Consider the following 18,764-nt stretch of genomic DNA (forward strand, 5'->3'; position numbering starts at 1 on the left):
TCAGTGCGTGGGTACGGCGGCCGTGGCGGCCACCACCGGCGTGGTGTCGGCCGCCGGCAGCGTGACGGTGACCTCGAGCCCGCCGCCGGGCTGGGCGGCCGCGGTGACCGTGCCGCCGTGGGCGTCGCAGACCGCCCGCACGATCGAGAGGCCCAGCCCCGAGCCGCGGGCGCCGGTGCGCTCCCGCCCGCCCCGCCGGAACGGCTCGAACAGCCCCGGCACGTCCGCCTGGTCGACCTCGAAGCCGGTGTTGCCCACCACCAGCCACGCGGCCGCGGCGTCGGAGCCGGTGCGCGCCCAGACCTTGCCGTGCAGGTGGTTGTAGCGAATCGCGTTCTCGATGAGGTTGCCGGCGAGGCGGTCGAGCAGGCTGGGGTCGCCGACGACCGGCGCCGGCTCGAGCGACGTGGTCACGGTCAGCTTGAGGCGGTCGGCTTCCCCGCGTACGGCCGAAAGGGCTGTCGTGGCCGCGGTCGCGAGATCGGTGGGGACCTTGCGGGCCAGCCGCCGGCCGGACTGGGCCTCGCTGCGGGCCAGCACGAGCAGCGCGTCGACGAGGCCGTTGGCGCGTTCCGAGGCGTCCCGCACGACAATCGCCATCCGCCGATACTCCGCGACGTCCGCCTCGTCGTCGGCCATCGTCACGTCGATCTCGGTACGCATGACGGCCAGCGGGGTACGCAGCTCGTGCGAGGCGTTGGCCACGAACCGCTTCTGCGTCTCGAACGCCTCCCCCAGACGGTCGAGCATCGCGTCGAACGTGGCGGCCAGCTCGGCCACCTCGTCGTCCGCCCCGGAGTACCGGATGCGCTGGTCGAGCGTCTCCTCGCCGAGCCGCTGGGCGGTGGAGGTGACCTGGTGCAGCGGGCGGAGCGCGCGACCGGCCACCGCGTACGCCCCGGCGACCCCGACCACGCTGATCGCGAGCAACGCGACCAGGCCCTTGGCGAGCAGCTCCCGCGAGGCGGCCTCGACCACCTGGTCCTGCCAGTCGCGGGCGTCCAGCCGCGTGCCGTTGGCCAGCTCGACGGTGGTGCCGATGCGGAGCTGGTCGGCGGGGTGCAGCGCGTCGCCGACCAGCAGCCAGGCGAGCAGTACGAGGATCGCGCCGGCGCCCACCAGCAGTACGCCGTTGAGCAGCGTGAGGCGCAGGCGGAGCGTGGGGCGGAGCCGGTGGCGCCCGGGCCGCCCCGAGTACACGGTCACTGAGTCACCCGGTAGCCGGCGCCGACCACCGTCTCGATCAGGGGCGGGTCGCCGATCTTCTTCCGCAGCGTCATCACGGTCACCCGTACCGTCGTGGTGAACGGGTCGGTGTTGGCGTCCCAGACCCGCTCCAGCAGCTCCTCGCTGGAGACCACGCCGCCGCGCGCCTTGAGCAGCTCCTCCAGTACCCCGAACTCCTTGCGGGTCAGGTCGAGCGGCGACCCACCGCGGGTCGCGACCCGCTTGGCCGGGTCGAGCACCAGGTCGGCGACGGAGAGCACCGGCGGCGCCGGGGGCGTGGCCCGCCGGCCGAGCGCCTGCACGCGGGCCACCAGCTCGTCGAAGGCGAACGGCTTGGGCAGGTAGTCGTCGGCGCCGAGCTGGAGCCCCTCGACCCGATCGGCGACCGTGCCGCTGGCGGTCAGCATCAGCACTCGCGTCAGGGCGCCGGAGGCGACCAGGTCGGCGCAGATCTGGTCGCCGTGCACGCCGGGCAGGTCGCGGTCGAGCACCACCACGTCGTACCGGGTCACGAACGCCATCTCGTGGCCGGTGGAGCCGTCGTACGCCACATCCACCGCCATGCCCTGCCGGCGCAGCCCGCGCACGATCGCGTCGGCCAGGTTGCGCTCGTCCTCGACCACCAGGACCCGCACGGCGGCCCACCTCCCGTTCATCTGCCCGGCGCCAGCCTGCCCCGAGGCACGTGAAGCTGACGTGAGGCCAACGTAACCTGCGAGGTCAGCTCTTCCGCGCCGACTCGGGGACGGGTCGCCACACGCCGATGGTGGCGTTGAGGCGGCGGCAGAGGACCGCGCCCGCCCGCACCTCGCAGTCGCCGGCGACGCTGCGGACCACGCCGAAAAAGTGCACGGCTCCGGTGGCCGGGTCGATACGGGCCAGCCACGCGCGCGAGGTGGCCAGGTCGGTGCGCATCGCGAGCAGATCGCCGTCGCCCGGCGGGGCGATCAGAGCCCACTGGCCCAGCTCGTTGAGCTGCTGGCCGGTGCGCGGGTCGAGCACGCTGAGGTCGGTGAGGCCATCCCGCCCGCGGACCTCCGCCACCAGGAGGTCGCCGGCCCGCCGGACGAACGTACGCGCCGGATCGGACCACAGCACACGCCCGGTGGCCGGGTCGACCACGCGTACGCCGCCGATGTGCGAGACCACGCAGAGCGTCTCGCCGCAGGTCGGCGCGACGTACTCGGTCGCCAGGTCGATGGTGGCGGTCCACCGGCGGTCGAGGCGCTCCAGCCCGTACGCGGTGACCGTCGGCCCGCCCCGCACCAGCAGCAGGTCGCCGGCGAACTGGACGTAGCTCGCCGGCACCTCGGGCGGCCGGGCCGGCAGGAGGTCGGCGGCGGTGAGCACCTGACCGTCTTCCGCGTCGCGCACCTCGACCCGCCCGGAGGGGAGCAGCGTGACGACGTGGGTCGGCGCCTGGCTCACGTACCGGTAGGAGAGCCAGGCCCCGGTGGGCACGCGGTAGGACCAGCGGACCGCGCCGGTCACCGGGTCGACCGCCTCCAGCACCTCCCGGCCGGTGCTGGCGGTGGGCGTGCCGTCCGGCGAGGTCCAGAGCAGCACGTGGCCACGGACCGGCGTCACGCCCTCGAAGAGCGCCCGGCGCCGCCACATGATCTGGCCGGTGTCCTCTTTGATCGACAGGCTCTCAACCTGCTCCAGCAGCTCCGGCTGCGTGCTGATGAGCATCTGCCCGGCGGTGGCGCCGACCCCGCGCAGCGCCCCGACCAGCGGCAGCGGCGCCTCCCACAGGCGAGTGGCGTCGGGCAGCCCGTACGCCGTGATGGTGCGCGGCCCGGCCAGCTCCGTGCGGTCGGAGGTGACCACGTAGAACCGATCGCCCACCGCGAAGGCGGTGTCGCCCAGCCGGGCCGGGATGGTGCTCTCGGTCAGTCCCACCGGCTCGGGCATCGCCGGCCCAAGCGTCACGACCAGCGCGGCCAGCCCGGCCAGCGCCCAGGTGAACCGCCACCGGAACGACGTGCGCACCGGCTCCGGCACGACCGCCTCGGGACCGTGCCGCATCTCGCCGAGGTCGATGACGCCGGTGACCGTCACCGTTACAGTCTGCGCCGCGGTGACCAGACTCCGATAGATCCGCCGGCCTTGCGACAGACCACCGCCAGCGGGCCGGGCTGGCACTGGAATACGCCGTCGACCACACCGAGCACGCGCAGTTCGAGGGCGAGCGGGTCGATGCGGGCGACGATGGCGCGCGGGCCGTTTTCCCGGACGGCCAGCATGCGCCCGTCGTCTCCGGCGAGCGAGCCGGTCCACTCGCCGAAGTCGGCGATCACGCGACCGTCGGCCGGGTCGAGAAAGGCGAGCCGCGGGCTGCTGTCCCGCTCGGTCCGGCCGTACGCGAGCAGATGCGGGCCGACCTGGTAGACGTAGCCCCAGCCGGGCGCGGACCACCGCGTGCGGCCGGTCGCGATGTCGATGAGCCGCGTACCGTCCACCCCGTCGCCGCGGCCGACGCAGAGGGCGTCGCCGCACCCGTCGTTGATGTACTCCACGGTCAGGTCGAGCTCGACGGTCCAGCGGCGGTCGAGGCGGTCCAGGCCGTACGCGGTGAGCACCGGCCCGCCGGCCGCCCGACCGGGCACCAGCAGGAGCCCGCCCGCCACCAGCCCCATCTGCTCCGGGTCGGGGGCCGGCACCTGGGCGGACGCGCGCAACTCGCCGGTGTCCTCGTCGTAGACGAAGGCGTGACCGGTGTGCCTCCAGTGGACGAACCGGCCTCGGTCGAGATACACCGGCTCGTCCGGCGCGAACATCATCGACCAGCGCACGTCTCCGGTCTCCAGGGCGACGCTGAAGAGTTGCAGCCGCTCGGGGCGCGAATGGTCGAAGAGCAGTGCGTGGCCGCCGGCGGTCCGCTGCCACCAGCCGGCCCGGCGCCACACCTCCTGCCCGGTGTCGGTCCGCACCGCGATGGTCTGCACCGCCGGCCCGTCCGCGATTGCCAGCAGGATGCCGTCCACAATGGATATCGCGTGCACGGGGCCGGGCGTGTAGAGCTCGGCTTCCCACTCCCGCACCGCCTCCGGAAGGCGATAGCGTGTGACGGAGCGCAGGCCCGCGCGGACCACTCCGCGGTGCGGGCGCATGAGGTAGAGCGCGTCGCTCTCCACCACGATCTCGTCGGCGGCGGTCGCCTGGATGGTCTGGGCGACCAGCGGCGGCTGCGCCGGGGCCGCGGCGCCGCCCGACGCCAGCAGCGCGACCATCGCGACCGCCCCACCGAGCGCCCGCCGGTGCCACGGCGACAACGGCCGGGCGGGCAGCTCCGGCTCGTCGCGCAACTCCCCCAGGTCGATCACCATACGAAGCCGATCCCCGGCGCCCCGCGAAAGTTCCGCCTGATCAGCGGTATGTCCAGATGCTCAGTCTATCGGTCGGCACGCGGCACACGACGCTCCGCTCACCGGCGGCGCAGTCGGTTACCCGGACGGGAACGGCGCCCAGCGGGCGGGGCGCGGCCGTGTGCGGCCGGGCGATGGAGAGCCAGCTGCGCTCCTCGCCGACCGCGCGGCCGACCGATACCAAGCCGTGCTCCGGGCGCGGACTCAGCCCTGTCTGCAACGTCTCCAGCCCGAAGAGCGTCCGCCCGCTCTCCGGGTCGATGGCCACGAGCCCGTCCGCCACCAGGATCCCGCCGACGTCGACGACCAGCTCGACGCCCCTGGTCTGCCACACCAGCTCGCCGGTCACCGCGTCGATCGCCTGGACGCCGCCGATGCCGGGCGTGCAGACCAGCGAGCCGCAGGGGCCGAAGCGGCGTACGTCGTCTTCGGTGATCGTGCGGCGCCAGCGCAGCTCCAGCGTCTCGGCGGCGTACGCGGCGATCCCCCGCGCGCCACCACCGTCCTGGTAGCCCAGCAGCAGCGAGTCGCCCACCGACACGGCGATGGCCGGGCCGCTCGCCGGCGTGGGCACATCCCGCGACGCCCGCACCGCGCCGGTCCGGACGTCGCGCACCTCCGCGCGACCGCCGGCGTCACCGCCGATCACGACAAGAGCCAGACCATTGGGTACGGGCCGGACGGTCGCCGCCTGGGAGAAGTCGGCCTTCCACAGGTCCCGCCCGGTGGCCAGGTCTACCGCGCGGACCGCGGGGCCCGGTGGCTCGCCCGGTCGCGTCCAGCCGCTGACCAGCCCGGTGCGCCGGTCGTCCGCCACGGCCACACGCGCCGGCAGTGTCCACAGTGGTCGGCCGGTCGCGGCTTCGACGGCGGTTGTGGGCGTGGCGATGCCGTCGCCGCTGACCAGGCCGGTGACCAGCACCATGCCGTCGGCGTGCTGCACGTCGACGAACTGCTCGACGCTGGAGGCGTACGGTGCTGTCCATAGTGGACGTCCACCGGGCAGCTCGTACGCGGAGAGCCGCCAGCGGTGCTCCGCCGGCGACCGGTCCGGCTCGGGGTCGGCCGTCGACACGTACAGCCGGTCGCCCAGCACCACGAAGTCGGTGTGGCGGTCGAGCGGGAGGCTCGCGTTGAGAGCGAGCCGCGGTGCGGGCGCGGGGCCGGACCCGGTGACGGCCAGGAGCAGCGCCGCGACCAGGGCGAGCGCGAGCGGGCGCCACCGCTTGGGCCGGCGACCCCAGTCGCGCAACCGCTGGACCGGCGGCTCCCGCTCCAGCCCCAGATCGATCACCATGCGGACAAGCCTGCCACGCCCCGGGCGTACCCCTGGCGGGCTAGCTGTTTCATGAGGGCCGCGCCGAGGCGGCGGCCGGTGCCGCCGGTCGTCGTCTGGGCCCGCCGCGGGCCGGCCATGTCCCTATGAAGCAGACCCTATGGGCGACCGGCCTGCTGCGGCACGCGTGCGTTGTCGCGCTGCCAGGTCTGCACGTACGTCGCCGCCGAGATCCGCTCCACGTCGTCGAGCTTGAGCACATCGGTGACCAGGTCGACCAGCTGGTTGCTGTCGTCGCGGGCCTCGGCGGGCGCGTGGCGGTCGAGCGCGTCGTGCACGCGGCTGCGCAGCGACCCGTCGCGCCGCCCGGTCGTGGCCGCTGGCTCGACGGCGGCGACCGGCTCCTGGGCCGGCTGCACCGGCACGCGGGCCGTGGCGGTGTTGGCCCGGGCACGCCGGCGCGGCGCCTCGTTGGTCGCGGCCCGGCTGGGGCGCTGCAACTCCTCCCACTCCCGCCGGACCGCCTCGATGACCCGGAACTCCTCGCTCGGCTCGGTCAGCGCCGCGGACGGCACCGCGGGGCGGGCCGGCGGCTCCGCGGGGGCCACCTCCACCAGAACGGGCTCGACCAGCGCCGGCTCAGGGGGCGCCACCTCGACCAGCGGCTCGGGAACCGGCCGCGCCGGCAGCTCCTCGCCCGGCCCCAGCCCGGCCAGCCGCGCGGGCGCGAGGTCGGCGGCGATCAGGTCGGTCAGCCCGTCGTAGTCGGCGCGGCGGGCGAGGCGGCCGGCGATCTCGTCGAGGTCGTACACGGCGAGCGCGATATCCGCCGTCTTCGGGTCGATCGCCGACCGGATCTTGCGGTGCAGCACCTTGGCGATGGCCCGCTGCCGCCGCTCGCGCCGGGTCTCCGCCCGGGCGGCCGCGATCGAGCCGTACAGCCCCAGCGCGGGCTCGGCCTTGGCGAGCGACTTCGCCCGCATGGTCAGCAGCGGATGGCGCAGCCAGTGGCCGAAGACCTCGTACGCCGGTGTGGTGGGCGGCAGGTCGCCGATGGCGCGCAGCCGGTCGCGCCGCTGGTTTTCGGTGTGCGTCAGCCACACGAGGTAGCCGAGCGCGGACATGCCGGCGAAGAAGCCACCGAGCAGGTGGTCGGAGTGGGCCAGCCAGTTGAACGCCACCGCGCCCACCGCGATCGCCGCCGAGAGCAGCCGGGACCCGATCGCCCGCTCGCCCAACCGCCGGCGGACGTCGGCGTTGGCGAGCACGACGATGCCGCCCAGCTCCAGCGCGGCCACGGCCGGAATCGCGGCGGCCACCGGGATGTCCAGCGCCTCGACGGCGCCGGAGACCTGGCCCGCCAGCGCGACCAGCAGCACCACCACGTAGAAGCCCTGCCGCATCACCGAGGCCCGCCGGACCGACCGCTCCAGTGCGGCATCCAGCGTCGCCCGACCACCAGCGACAGTCCGCTCGTACGCCACCGCGCCTCCCCTCGCCGTTGACAGCCCAGGACGTTACCGGCGATTGATCGGACCGTGGTTACGGGACACGATCAGGACGTGCCAACCTCCGACCGTCACGGCGCCCGTACGGTACGCGTTCCCGCTGGTCGGTAGGAGCTGGCGGACGGCCGGAACGGCGGGTCAGTTGGCGGAGGACTCGCGGTCGAGCACGCGCTCGGCGCCGAACGAGGGGGCGGGCGCATCGAGACGGGTCAGCCAGCCGGTGACCTCGCGGGCCACGTCCTGCGCGGTGAGGCCCAGGTCGGTCAGGATCTGGGCGCGGCTGCCGTGCGCGTGCCACTCGACCGGCACGCCAAGGTCGCGCAACGGCACGTCGACGTCGGCGTCGCGGAGCGCCTTGGCCACCGCGTCGCCCACGCCACCGGCGCGTACGCCGTCTTCCACGGTCACCACGAGGCGGTGGTCACGGGCGAGCGCGACCAGCTCGGCGGGCACCGGGCGGATCCAGCGGGGGTCGACAACCGTCACGCCGTAGCCCTGCTCGGCCACGCGCGTCGCCACCTCGGCGCCGAGCTGGCCGAACGCGCCGACCGCGACCAGCAGCACGTCGCGCGCGGGCGACTCCACAAGCACGTCGACCACGCCCACGCGGCGGACCGCCGGCAGGTCGGGGGCGACCGCGCCGGTCGGGAAGCGGAGCACCGTCGGGCCATCGTCGACGGAGAGCGCCTCGCGCAGCTCCTCACGGAGGGTGGCGGCGTCGCGGGGGGCGGCGATGCGCAGGCCGGGCACGACCCCGAGGACCGACATGTCCCAGATGCCGTAGTGGCTCGGCCCGTCCGGCCCGGTGATCCCGGCCCGGTCGAGCACGAACGTCACCGGCAGCTTGTGCATCGCCACGTCGAGCAGCACCTGGTCGAAGGCCCGGTTGAGGAACGTCGCGTACACCGCCACGACCGGGTGCAGCCCGCCGAGCGCCAGCCCGGCGGCCGAGGTGGCGGCGTGCTGCTCGGCGATTCCCACGTCGTACACACGCTCGGGGTATTTGCGGGCGAGCGTGGCGATGCCGGTGGGCTCGGCCATCGCGGCGGTGATGCCCACCACGTCGGGCCGCTCGTCGGCGATCGCGACCAACTCGTCGGCGAAGACGTTGGTCCACTTCAAAGACGGCGCGGCGAGCAGCTTGCCGGTCTCCACGTCGAACGCGCTGCTCGGCCCGTGCAGGCAGTCGGCCTCGTCGTCCTCCGCGGGGCGGTAGCCGTATCCCTTGCGGGTGACCGCGTGCACGATCACCGGACCGCCGAAGCCCTTGGCCCGGCGGAGCGCGGACTCGACCGCGACGACGTCGTGGCCGTCGATCGGGCCGACGTACTTGATCCCCAGGTCTTCGAACATCGCCTGCGGCGCCACAGCGTCCTTGATGCCCGTTTTGACCGCGTGCAGCACCTCGTACACCGGGCGGCCCACGATCGGGGTCGCGCCGAGCGTGTCCTTGACCGCGTCGAGCACCTTCTCGTAGCCCGGGTTGAGCCGCAGCCTGGAGAGGTGCTCGGCAAGCCCGCCGATCGTGGGGGCGTACGAGCGGCCGTTGTCGTTGACCACGATCACCAGTGGGTTCTTGGCGGCGGCGATGTTGTTGAGCGCCTCCCAGCACATGCCCCCGGTGAGCGCGCCGTCGCCGACCACCGCGACGACGTGCCGCGCCTCACCTCGCAGGGCGTACGCCTTGGCGAGGCCGTCCGCGTACGACAACGCGGTGGAGGCGTGCGAGTTTTCGATGATGTCGTGCTCGCTCTCCTGCTGACTGGGGTAGCCGGAGAGGCCACCGCGCTGCCGAAGCTGGTCGAAGCCGGCCTGGCGCCCGGTGACCACCTTGTGTACGTACGCCTGGTGGCCGGTGTCGAAGAGGAACCTGTCTCGCGGCGAGTCGAAGACCCGGTGCATCGCCAGCGTGAGCTCCACAACGCCGAGGTTGGGCCCGAGGTGGCCGCCGGTCCGGGAGACCTTCGCCACCAGGAAGTCGCGGATCTCGGCGGCGAGGAGCGCCAGCTCGTCCGGCGTCATGCGCTTGACATCCTGGGGACCACGGACCGTGCGTAGGAAACCGGACTCAGCACTGCGCCTGACTGGCTCGCTTCGCTCGCTCATGACCGCCGAGTCTATCGAGCCGGCACAGCGCCGCGCCCGGCTCGGTGGTGAAGAAGTACAAGCCTTTCGGGGTGGATTGCAAAGGTCAGAGGCTCGCCGACGCTGATTGGCTGGTCAGCCGTGCGGCGTACGGCGATCACCCGCCGGGAGTAATGCGCCGTCCGCCGCCCGCGCGGCCACAACCATCGATGACGTGCGATCCCGGCCGCCCATGACCCGAGGAGCGTCCTCAACACCGATGCACGCGGTTTGGTCACGGGTAGATGCCTGTCGTGACCAGGACACTTTCCCCCATAAGAGTTATGAAACGGACAGGTTGGCCAGCATTCCGAGTACTCTCGGTGACATGTCCGCCACGTCCGCAGTACATCGCGCGCTCCGCACGGACGGTTTCGCCGCCGGTCAGGCGATCGCGATGCTCGCTGTTCTGCTGCTGTTTCTCCCTCTTCTTCCCTTTGTGCTCGTGGTCATCGCGGTCGTCCGCGTGCGCGACCGGCTCACCACCGACCGGCCCGCCCACCAGCCGGCGAGCCTCACGCAGCCCGCGCCCATGGTCCAGCCGCCGGCCGCCTAGGGCCCGCCTCCACGATCCGCCGCGCCGGGACCGGACGGCCCGGCCGCGCCGACGCTGCCTGGGCCGCGGACACCGCCCAGAGCCCCCTGAATCTCAGCCCTCCTGGACGAGGAGCCCCACGCATTCGACGTGGTGCGTCATCGGAAACAGGTCGTAGGCCCGTAGCGCCGCGAGCCGCCATCCCCCATCCCGAAACGTGCGTACGTCGCGGGCGAACGCGGCCGGGTCGCACGCCACGTAGGCCACCGCCCGCGGCCCGGCGGCCATGACCGCGCGGGTCACCGCCGCGCCCGCGCCGGTGCGTGGCGGGTCCAGCACGACCAGGTCGACCGGTCCGCGCAACCTGCCGGCCAGCGCGGCCTCCACGCGAGCGGACACCACGCGCAGGCCGGCCAGGTCGGTGAGGTTGGAACGGGCGGCGGCCACGGCCGCGGGCGCCGACTCGACCAGCGTGATCGGGGCGTCCGGGCCGAGCTTCGTGGCGAGGGCGGCGGCGAAGAGGCCGGCGCCGCCGTACAGGTCCCAGGCCGACTCGCCCGGCCTCGGCTCGAGCAGGTCGAGCACCGCCCCGGCGAGCGTGTCGGCGGCGTCGGGATGCACCTGCCAGAAGGCGCCCGCGGGCAGGGTCCACTCCCGGCCGGCGGCCCGCTCGACCACCGTGCTGTCGAAGATGCCGTCGGGGCCCACCAGCGCCGGCCCCACCGCGGGCGCCACGGTATCCACCGTGGACGCCGAGGGCCACGCGGTCGCGGTCACCGGCAGCTCCTGGATCGCGGCGTGGGCGATGCGGCACCGGTCGATCGGCACCACCTCGTGCGAACGGTGCTTGAGCAGCCCCGGCCGCCCCGCGGCGTCCACTGTGTACCGGACCCGGGTGCGCCAGCCCAGCGGGCCACCGGGCAGCGGCTCCACGCGTACCGGGAAATCGGGCAGCCCGGCGAGCCGGGCGAGCTGCTCGCGCACGACGGCGGCCTTCCACTCCAGCTGCGCGGGCGGCGCCACGTGCTGGAGATCGCAGCCACCGCAGGCATCGGGACGGGCGTACGGGCAGGGCGCCGGCACGCGCTCCGGCGAGGGCTCCAGCACCTCGATCGCGTCGGCCCGCAGGTATCCCGGATGCTCCTCGGTGATCTCGGCGATCACCCGCTCGCCCGGCAGCGCGTGCCGCACGAAGACCACACGTCCCGGCGGGTCGCCGATCCGCGCGACGCAGTGCCCGCCGTGGGCCACCGCCCCCACCGTCAGCGTGACGCGCTCGAAGACCAACGAACCCTGTGGAACGCCGTCGCTGCGCGTCGAGGCTCCGCCCGGTGCGGAGTGGAGAGTGCTCATCACTGGGTCGTCCGATCACGAGGACCGCGCGCCGGCCCGCGGGTCAGGTCGCGGTCGAGGCGGTCGAGATCCTTGGCGGCGGTCGAGGCGAGCTGCCACGGCACACTCGTCACCATCACGCCCGGCTCGAAGAGCAGCCGCCCCTTGATGCGCAGCGCGCTCTGGTTGTGCAGCAGGTGCTCCCACCACTTTCCCACGACGTACTCCGGAATGAAGACGGTGACCACGTCTCGCGGCGAGGTGCGGCGGACCGACTTGACGAAGTCGATGATCGGACGGGTGATCTCCCGGTACGGCGAGTCGACGACGGTGAGCGGCACCGGGATCTCCCGCTGCTCCCACTCCTCCTGGATCCGCCGCGTGTCCTTGTCGTCGACGTTGACGGTGACCGCGGTGAGCGTGTCGGGGCGGGTCGCCTGGGCGTACGCGAGCGCCCGCAGTGTCGGCAGGTGCACCTTGCTGACCAGCACGATCGCGTGGTTGCGGGCGGGCAGCACCTGCCGGCCGTCGTCGGGCGTGAGCTCCCGCGAGACGGTGTCGTAGTGCCTGCGGATCGCCAGCATCGTCACGTAGATGACCGCCATCGCGGCGATCGCGATCCACGCGCCGAGCAGAAACTTCGTGAGGAGCACGATCACCAGCACGGTGCCGGTCAGGGCCGCGCCGAAGGCGTTGATCGCCCGCGAGCGGATCATGCGGCGGCGCTGGTCGGGGTCGCGGGTGCGGGGCAGCAGGCGGTTCCAGTGGCGGATCATGCCGACCTGGGAGAGCGTGAAGGAGACGAACACGCCCACGATGTACAGCTGGATGAGACGCGTGACCTCTGCCTGAAACGCCACGATCAGCACGATCGCGAAGAGCGCCAGCAGGATGATGCCGTTGGAGAACGCCAGCCGGTCGCCCCGCGTGTGCAGCTGTCGGGGCAGATAGCGGTCCTGGGCGAGGATCGAGCCGAGGACCGGGAAGCCGTTGAACGCGGTGTTCGCGGCGAGGAAGAGGATGAGTGCGGTCGCGGCGGCCACGACGTACAGCAGCATCCCCGACCCGAAAATGGCCTCGCCGAGCTGCGTGGTGACGGTCTTCTGCTCGTATCCGGGCGGGCCCTCGACGATCTGCAACGCCGGGTCCTCCACGAACTGGAGGTGGGTCAGGCGGGACAGCCAGACGATGCCGACCAGCATGGTGACCGAGACGGTGCCGAGCAGCAGCAGCGTGGTCGCGGCGTTGCGGCTCTTGGGCGGCTTGAACGCGGGCACGCCGTTGGAGATCGCCTCGACGCCGGTGAGCGCCGCGCAGCCCGAGGAGAACGCTCGCAGGAGCAGGAACACCATCGCGAAGCCGGTCAGATGGTCGTCTTCGGCGGCGATGAGCAGGTCGGCGCTGGGCGCGCGCAGGTCGTCGCCGAGCACGAAGATGCGGATCACGCCGGTGAGCAGCATGCCGATGATCACGATCATGAAGCCGTAGGTCGGGATGGCGAACGCCCTGCCCGACTCGCGCAGGCCACGCAGGTTGATCGCGGTGAGCAGCGCCACGGCGCCGACCGCGACCGCCACCTTGTGCTCGGCGACCCACGGGATGACCGAGCCGAGGTTGGCCACGCCGGAGGAGACCGACACCGCGACCGTGAGCACATAGTCGACCATCAGCGCGCTGGCCACGCCCACGCCCGCTTTCGGGCCCAGGTTGACGGTCGCCACCTCGTAGTCGCCGCCGCCGGAGGGGTACGCGTGCACGGTCTGCCGGTAGCTCGCCACCACCGTCAGCATCACCACGACCACGGCCACCGCGACCCACGGCGAGTAGATGTAGGCGCCGGCACCGGCGATCGAGAGGGTGAGCAGGATCTCGTCCGGCGCGTACGCCACGCTGGAGAGTGCGTCCGAGGCGAACACCGGCAGCGCGATGCGCTTCGGCAGAAGCGTGTGCTGAAGACGGTCGGACCGGAACGGCCGGCCGACGAGCAGCCTTTTCAGCAGTGAGGTGGGACGGGCCACAAGCGCTGATCGTACGGTGACGACGTTGTCGGCGCCGCGCCGAAGGCGATCACGTGCGACCCTTCTCCTTGGAACGAGAGGAGAGTCACGGGGTGCACGTGGTGATCATGGGTTGCGGGCGGGTCGGCTCGACCCTGGCGCACAACCTGGAGGCACGCGACCACACCGTCGCGGTGATCGACCAGAACGCCGACGCGTTCCGGCGGCTGGGCCCGGAGTTCGGTGGCATCACGGTGACCGGCATCGGCTTCGACGGCGACGTGCTGCGCGAGGCGGGCATCGAGCGGGCCGACGCGTTCGCCGCGGTCTCCAGCGGCGACAACTCCAACATCATCTCCGCCCGGCTGGCCCGCGAGACGTTCGGCGTCTCCCGCGTGGTCGCCCGCATCTACGACCAGAAGCGGGCCGAGGTCTACGAGCGGCTGGGCATCCCCACCGTCGCCACCGTGCGGTGGACGGCCGACCGCATCCTGCGCCAGCTCGTGCCCGAGGGCACATTGGAGATCTTCCGCGACCCCACCAGCACGGTCTCGATCATCGAGGTGCCGCTGCACAAGGACTGGTTCGGCCACCCGGTCAAGGAGCTGGAGGCCAACACCGGCACCAGGATCGCCTACCTGACCCGCTTCGGCATCGGCACGCTCACCACCGCATCGACCATCCTCCAGGAGGGCGACCAGGTGTTCATGCTGGTCACCGACGACATCGCCGAGCACGTGAGCACCATCGCCAGCACCGCCCCGGAAGGGAGCCGGTAGCCATGCGGGTCGCGATCGCCGGAGCCGGCAACGTGGGGCGCTCGATCGCCCAGGAGCTGATCGAAAACGGCCACCAGGTGATGCTCATCGAGCGCCAGCCGAAGATGCTCCGCCCGGAGCGCGTACCGGCCGCCGAGTGGATCCTCGCCGACGCCTGCGAGTTGGCCAGCCTCGAGGAGGCGGCGCTCGCCACCTGTGACGTGGTCGTGGCCGCCACCGGCGACGACAAGGTCAACCTGGTGGTGTCGCTGCTGGCCAAGACCGAGTTCGCGGTGCCGCGCGTGGTGGCCCGGGTCAACCGGGCCGAAAACGAGTGGCTCTTCACCGAGCAGTGGGGCGTCGACGTGGCGGTCAGCAAGCCGCGCGTGATGGCCGCGCTGGTCGAGGAGGCGGTGACGGTCGGCGACCTGGTGCGGCTGATGACGTTCCGGCAGGGCGAGGCCAACCTGGTCGAGATCACACTCCCGCCCACCGCGCCCTACGTCGGCCATCCCGTGCACGCGGTCCCGCTTCCCCGCGACGCCGCCCTGGTGGCGATCCTGCGTGGCAAGCGCGTGCTCGTGCCCACGCCCGACGACCCGATCGAGGCCGGCGACGAGCTGATCTTCGTGTGCACGGCCGAGGTGGAAGACACCGTGCGCGCGGTCATCCTCGGCCCGGACAGCGTGGAGCGCACCCGCGAAGGGCACTGAGCCGCCGGTCAGGCGGGCGCGGCCTCTGTCTCCGGCGTCCTGGTCGCGCGCCGCACGGCCCAGACCGTGAGGGCGAGCAGCAGGAGGTACGGCGGGTAGCCGAGCACCAGCCGGGCGACGCCGAGCGCGGTGTCCTGGTCGGCGAGGTAGAGCGCGGCCTGCACGCCCACCTTGGCGAGCCACACCACGCCCCACAGCACGGTGAGGCGGCTGAACAGGCGGATCAGCTTGGGGTCGGAGCGCCACTCCGACTTGCCGCCCGCGACGATCACCGACCAGATCCACCCCACCAGCGGCTGCCGGACCGCGACCGAGGCGAGGAGCGCCAGACCGTAGCCGATGCCGTACAGGATGCCGGGCAGGTAGAAGTCTTTTTCGTCGCCGGTGCGCCACGCGATGAACGCGCCGATGCCCACGCCGAACAGCCCGTTGACCGCGTGGCGGATGGGGCGGCGCTGGATGAGGCGGAGGACGGCGATCGCCACCGCCACGCCCACCGAGGCGACGATGGCCGGGTTGAGGTCGCCGACGATGTTGACGACCACGAACACCACGACCGGCACGCTCGACTCGACCAGACCCCGCCAGCCGCCCAGCTGGTCGGCCATCTGCTCGGCGAAGCTGGGCAGGCGTTCCTCGTCGTCCTCCGGCTGCGGCTGCATATTTATCGAGGCGCTTCCAGCTCGTAGTACGGGTTGTAGATGACTTTGCGGTCATCGCGCACCGCGATGCGACCGCGCGCGGTCAACTGCCGGCCGGGCTCGATGCCGGCGATGTGCCGGCGGCCGAGCCACACCAGCGTCACGACGTCACTGCCGTCGTACAGATCCGCCTCCAGGGTGGGCAGGTTGGTCCGTGGAGTGTAGACCACGGTACGCAACCGGCCGGACACCGATGCGAGCTGCCCCCGACGGCACATGCCGGCCAGGGTGGCACCGGACTCCGCGCTCTCCCGCTGCAGCTCCTCCGCGTCGAGCTCGGCCTCGCTCGCCGTCAGCCGCTGGAAGAACCGGCGAACTGGTGATGCCGTGTGGTCGGTCGCCATGACCTCGGGTGTCAGCCTCCTCGACGGGCCGGCGATCAAGCGCCGACCCGTCCCAGGGTACGCGCCCGCGCCCGGCCCGTCGATCGATGTTTCTCTCCGTGCGCTGCTCGGGCGCGGTGCGCTCAGGTGCGGCGCGGGCGGGGGGACGGCCGGCGGCGCGAGGGCTGCTCCGGCCCCGCCCCGTTGACCGGCGGCTGGGGCGGGCTCGGTGGGGCCTCCTGCTGCGCCGTCGCCTCCCCCTGGGCCTGCGCCTGGGCGGCGAGCTCCTTCGGCAGGCGCAGCGGCAGCGCCTCGCGTACCGGCTTGGCCTCCTGGCCGCGGTCGACGACCAGCCCGTGCAGGCAGTCGATCAGCGGGCCGGCGCCGGACGGGTCGGCCGCCGCGCCGCCCTGGAAGACGCCGCGGACCATCCACCGCGGGCCGTCGATGCCGACGAAGCGCAGGTCGGTGAGGCCCTCCGGAGTGCGGACCCGGGCACGCAGCTCCGTGCCGTACTCACCCTCGGTCTCCTCGGCGGCCACGCCGTCGTCGAAGAGCGACTTTCGGATCTCGGCGCGCACCTCGTCCCAAATGCCCTCGCTGCGCGGTGCTGCGAAGACGCCCAGTTGGAGGGCGTTTTCGCCGTGTACGAGCACGACCTGCTGCACCACCCCGTCGGGGTTTGCCTGCACCCGCACCTCGACGCCGTCGACCGCCGGGATCCGCAGGCTGCCGAGGTCGAGCCGCTGCACGCCGGCGGGCGCGTCGGCCACGTCGTACGGCCCGACGCTCGGCGCCGCCGACTCCGGCTCGGCCGGCACGTCGGCTTGCGGGTCGACGCGGGCGCGGCGCTGGCTGTTGTCGCGCGCGTGGCGCCCGCCCTCTCGCCGTCGCGAGAACATCAACGCACCTCCTCTACGAGGCCCGCGTGGCCGCCGGTGGAGCCATGCCCGCCGGTGCCGCGGCTGGAATCGGGCAGCTCGTCGACGGGCTGGAACGCGGCCCGCTCGACCCGCTGCACCACCATCTGCGCGATCCGGTCGCCCCGCGAGATCTTGGCGGTGGCGACGCGGTCGTGGTTGATCAGGTTGACCATGATCTCGCCCCGGTATCCGGCGTCGACCGTGCCGGGCGCGTTGAGCACCGTCACGCCCAACCGGACGGCGAGGCCCGAGCGCGGGTGCACCAGCCCCACGTACCCCTCCGGGAGCGCGACAGCCACGCCGGTGCGGACGAGCGCCCGGGTGCCCGGTGCGATCTCCACGTCTTCGGCCGCCACGAGGTCGGCGCCCGCGTCCCCCGGATGGGCGTACGCGGGCAGCGGCAGGTCCGGGTCGAGCCGGCGCACCGGTACGGGCACAGCGTCGGTCACGTCTGTCTCTTTCGTTCGCGTGGGTATGCGGGGGGAGGCTCGGGGTGGTCCCTCCATCCTGCCTCCTGCCGTGTCCGGCTCGGCGGCGGGGACGTACCCTCACCTCCGTGGAGGAGTATGCCGAACGCCTGACCATCCCGTGGTGGCTGTGGCTGCCGGGACTGGGCGGCGCCGCCCTCCTCGCGGCCGAGATCTGGATGGGCTCCGACGGGGTGCGCGCGTGGCTGCCGTTCGTCGTGCTGCTGCCGCTCGCGGCCGTTGGGCTGTGGTGGCTGGGCCGGATCAGGATCCGCGTGGCCGGTGACGAGTTGCACGTCGACGACGCCCACCTGCCGGTCCGCTTCGTGGCCGACGTGGTGCCGCTCGACGTCGCCGGTCGCCGCGAGGTGCTGGGCGTGGGGGCCGACCCGCTCGCCTTCGTCGTGCAGCGGCCGTGGATCGGCGGCGCGGTGCAGGTGGTGCTCGACGACCCGGAGGACCCCACGCCGTACTGGGTGGTCAGCTCCCGCCGCCCTGTGGAGCTGGCCGCCGCGCTCCTGGCCGCCCGCGACGCGGCCCGCGTGTAGGCGGTCTGGCTCTAGGGCGTGTTTCATGAGCGTCGGTCGAGCCGAGGCGGAGTCAAGGCGGAGTCCGGTGGTGCCGGGCGGAAGGTCGCATACCGGTGTTGTATGTGGCCTTTCGTCCGGTGCCGCCGGGCATCGTCTGGGCCCGCCGCAGGCCGGCCATGCCCTTAGAAAACAGGCCCTAGTCGGGGACGACCTCGCCCGCGATGGCCTGGCGCCCCTGGCGGCGCAGGTCTACCCGGATGCGGTCGCCCAGCGACTGGGTCGCCCGCCGGTTGAGGTAGCCGGCCACCGCCGCGCCGGTCAGCAGCGGGCCGAGCGTGGTGAGGTTGCGCCCGAAGCGGCGCAGCAGCCGGTCGCGCAGCTCCTTGCGGGCGGCGGTGCCGAGCACGGCACCGATGCCGACGCCCGGCGTCAGCGGGTTGAAGCCGCGCTGCTGGGACCAGGCGTGGACCAGGTGCATCGCCCGCTGCGCGCCCGAACCGGGCACGGGTAAGCGGTACACCTCGTGCAACTCGCCGATCAGCTTGATCTCGACGGCGACCACGGCCACCGTCTCGGCCGCGAGCAGCACCGGCGCGGTAAGCAGCGTGGGCGTCGCCGCCCACTCGACGGCGGCGATCCCGCCGCCGGCGGCTCCCACGCCGGCCGTGACCCGGCTGGCGTTGCGGACGAGCCGGTCGGCGAGCGCCTCACCGTCGAGGCCGCCGTGGTGCCGCCGCAGCGTCTCCAGGTCGCGGACCGGGATGTGCGGCGCCACGTCGGCGACCGTGTCAGCCATCCAGCGGACGACCGCCTTCGGCCGGAACATCGCCCCGATCCGGCGTAACGGCATCTGGCCGGCGACGCGGCGGAGCAGCCGCTTTCGCTCGGCCGTGGGCACGCTGTCTTCGCTGAGCTCGGCGATCGCCTTGCTCAGCTCGGGGTCCACTCCGGACTCCGGCCGCCCGTCGGTCACGGCACAGCC

18 protein-coding genes are annotated in these 18,764 nt (G+C 73.0%); 4 read left to right on the top strand and 14 right to left on the bottom strand.

Annotated features, from left to right (window positions below; translation table 11 throughout):
• From ACFFIA_RS25995 to dxs, 7 genes are all read right to left on the bottom strand, one after another.
• The gene (locus ACFFIA_RS25995) at positions 1 to 1,206 is read right to left on the bottom strand and encodes a sensor histidine kinase (protein ID WP_377254925.1); all 1,206 of its coding nucleotides are present in this window, start codon (positions 1,204 to 1,206) and stop codon (positions 1 to 3) included.
• Positions 1,203 to 1,862, bottom strand: coding sequence for a response regulator transcription factor (locus ACFFIA_RS26000; protein ID WP_377254928.1), 660 nt, complete (start codon positions 1,860 to 1,862; stop codon positions 1,203 to 1,205). Before ACFFIA_RS26000 ends, ACFFIA_RS25995 begins: the two co-directional genes overlap by 4 nt.
• Positions 1,863 to 1,947: 85 nt before the next feature.
• A complete protein-coding gene (locus ACFFIA_RS26005; RefSeq protein ID WP_377254931.1) occupies positions 1,948 to 3,288 on the bottom strand; it encodes an outer membrane protein assembly factor BamB family protein in 1,341 nt (446 codons plus the stop codon).
• Positions 3,289 to 3,290: 2 nt separating this feature from the next.
• Positions 3,291 to 4,556: a PQQ-binding-like beta-propeller repeat protein gene (locus ACFFIA_RS26010; protein WP_377254934.1), complete on the bottom strand. Its 1,266-nt coding sequence runs from the start codon at positions 4,554 to 4,556 to the stop codon at positions 3,291 to 3,293.
• Between the two features lie 40 nt (positions 4,557 to 4,596).
• Positions 4,597 to 5,892, bottom strand: a complete 1,296-nt coding sequence (locus tag ACFFIA_RS26015; RefSeq protein ID WP_377254937.1) for an outer membrane protein assembly factor BamB family protein — start codon at positions 5,890 to 5,892, stop codon at positions 4,597 to 4,599.
• 137 nt (positions 5,893 to 6,029) lie between these two features.
• Positions 6,030 to 7,355, bottom strand: a complete 1,326-nt coding sequence (locus ACFFIA_RS26020) for a hypothetical protein (protein ID WP_377254940.1) — start codon at positions 7,353 to 7,355, stop codon at positions 6,030 to 6,032.
• 162 nt (positions 7,356 to 7,517) lie between these two features.
• A complete protein-coding gene (gene dxs, locus ACFFIA_RS26025; RefSeq protein WP_377254943.1) occupies positions 7,518 to 9,485 on the bottom strand; it encodes a 1-deoxy-D-xylulose-5-phosphate synthase in 1,968 nt (655 codons plus the stop codon).
• Between the two features lie 346 nt (positions 9,486 to 9,831).
• Between dxs and ACFFIA_RS26030 the strand changes: the two genes are divergently transcribed.
• On the top strand, positions 9,832 to 10,059 hold the full coding sequence (locus ACFFIA_RS26030) for a hypothetical protein (protein WP_377254946.1): 228 nt from the start codon (positions 9,832 to 9,834) through the stop codon (positions 10,057 to 10,059).
• Between the two features lie 93 nt (positions 10,060 to 10,152).
• Here the strand turns inward: ACFFIA_RS26030 and ACFFIA_RS26035 are convergent, their stop codons facing one another.
• Positions 10,153 to 11,391: a class I SAM-dependent RNA methyltransferase gene (locus ACFFIA_RS26035; protein WP_377254949.1), complete on the bottom strand. Its 1,239-nt coding sequence runs from the start codon at positions 11,389 to 11,391 to the stop codon at positions 10,153 to 10,155.
• Positions 11,391 to 13,388 (bottom strand): APC family permease, encoded by a 1,998-nt coding sequence (locus ACFFIA_RS26040; RefSeq protein ID WP_377254951.1) that lies wholly within the window; start codon positions 13,386 to 13,388, stop codon positions 11,391 to 11,393. Before ACFFIA_RS26040 ends, ACFFIA_RS26035 begins: the two co-directional genes overlap by 1 nt.
• A gap of 92 nt (positions 13,389 to 13,480) precedes the next feature.
• Here ACFFIA_RS26040 and ACFFIA_RS26045 point away from each other — a divergent pair, with 92 nt between their 5' ends.
• Both ACFFIA_RS26045 and ACFFIA_RS26050 read left to right on the top strand, forming a co-directional pair.
• Positions 13,481 to 14,146 carry a potassium channel family protein gene (locus ACFFIA_RS26045; protein ID WP_377254954.1) on the top strand — a complete coding sequence of 222 codons (666 nt, stop codon included), beginning with the start codon at positions 13,481 to 13,483 and terminating at the stop codon, positions 14,144 to 14,146.
• Positions 14,041 to 14,838: a potassium channel family protein gene (locus ACFFIA_RS26050; protein WP_377255286.1), complete on the top strand. Its 798-nt coding sequence runs from the start codon at positions 14,041 to 14,043 to the stop codon at positions 14,836 to 14,838. Before ACFFIA_RS26045 ends, ACFFIA_RS26050 begins: the two co-directional genes overlap by 106 nt.
• An 8-nt stretch (positions 14,839 to 14,846) precedes the next feature.
• On the opposite strand, the gene ACFFIA_RS26055 is transcribed toward ACFFIA_RS26050, so the two are convergent.
• The 4 genes from ACFFIA_RS26055 to dut form a co-directional block, all read right to left on the bottom strand.
• Positions 14,847 to 15,500, bottom strand: a complete 654-nt coding sequence (locus tag ACFFIA_RS26055; protein ID WP_377254956.1) for a DUF3159 domain-containing protein — start codon at positions 15,498 to 15,500, stop codon at positions 14,847 to 14,849.
• A 2-nt stretch (positions 15,501 to 15,502) separates the two neighbouring features.
• Positions 15,503 to 15,883, bottom strand: a complete 381-nt coding sequence (locus ACFFIA_RS26060; RefSeq protein ID WP_377254959.1) for an OB-fold nucleic acid binding domain-containing protein — start codon at positions 15,881 to 15,883, stop codon at positions 15,503 to 15,505.
• Positions 15,884 to 16,005: 122 nt separating this feature from the next.
• The gene (locus ACFFIA_RS26065) at positions 16,006 to 16,767 is read right to left on the bottom strand and encodes a DUF3710 domain-containing protein (RefSeq protein ID WP_377254962.1); all 762 of its coding nucleotides are present in this window, start codon (positions 16,765 to 16,767) and stop codon (positions 16,006 to 16,008) included.
• Complete coding sequence (gene dut / locus ACFFIA_RS26070) at positions 16,764 to 17,234, bottom strand: dUTP diphosphatase (RefSeq protein WP_377254964.1); 471 nt, start codon at positions 17,232 to 17,234, stop codon at positions 16,764 to 16,766. Before dut ends, ACFFIA_RS26065 begins: the two co-directional genes overlap by 4 nt.
• A gap of 107 nt (positions 17,235 to 17,341) precedes the next feature.
• Between dut and ACFFIA_RS26075 the strand changes: the two genes are divergently transcribed.
• The gene (locus tag ACFFIA_RS26075) at positions 17,342 to 17,800 is read left to right on the top strand and encodes a DUF3093 domain-containing protein (protein ID WP_377254967.1); all 459 of its coding nucleotides are present in this window, start codon (positions 17,342 to 17,344) and stop codon (positions 17,798 to 17,800) included.
• A gap of 178 nt (positions 17,801 to 17,978) precedes the next feature.
• On the opposite strand, the gene ACFFIA_RS26080 is transcribed toward ACFFIA_RS26075, so the two are convergent.
• Positions 17,979 to 18,755 (bottom strand): hypothetical protein, encoded by a 777-nt coding sequence (locus ACFFIA_RS26080; protein ID WP_377254970.1) that lies wholly within the window; start codon positions 18,753 to 18,755, stop codon positions 17,979 to 17,981.
• Positions 18,756 to 18,764: the final 9 nt, after the last annotated feature.

The organism is Phytohabitans kaempferiae, from assembly GCF_042433955.1.
In the GTDB taxonomy this organism is placed as follows: Bacteria; Actinomycetota; Actinomycetes; order Mycobacteriales; family Micromonosporaceae; genus Phytohabitans; species Phytohabitans kaempferiae.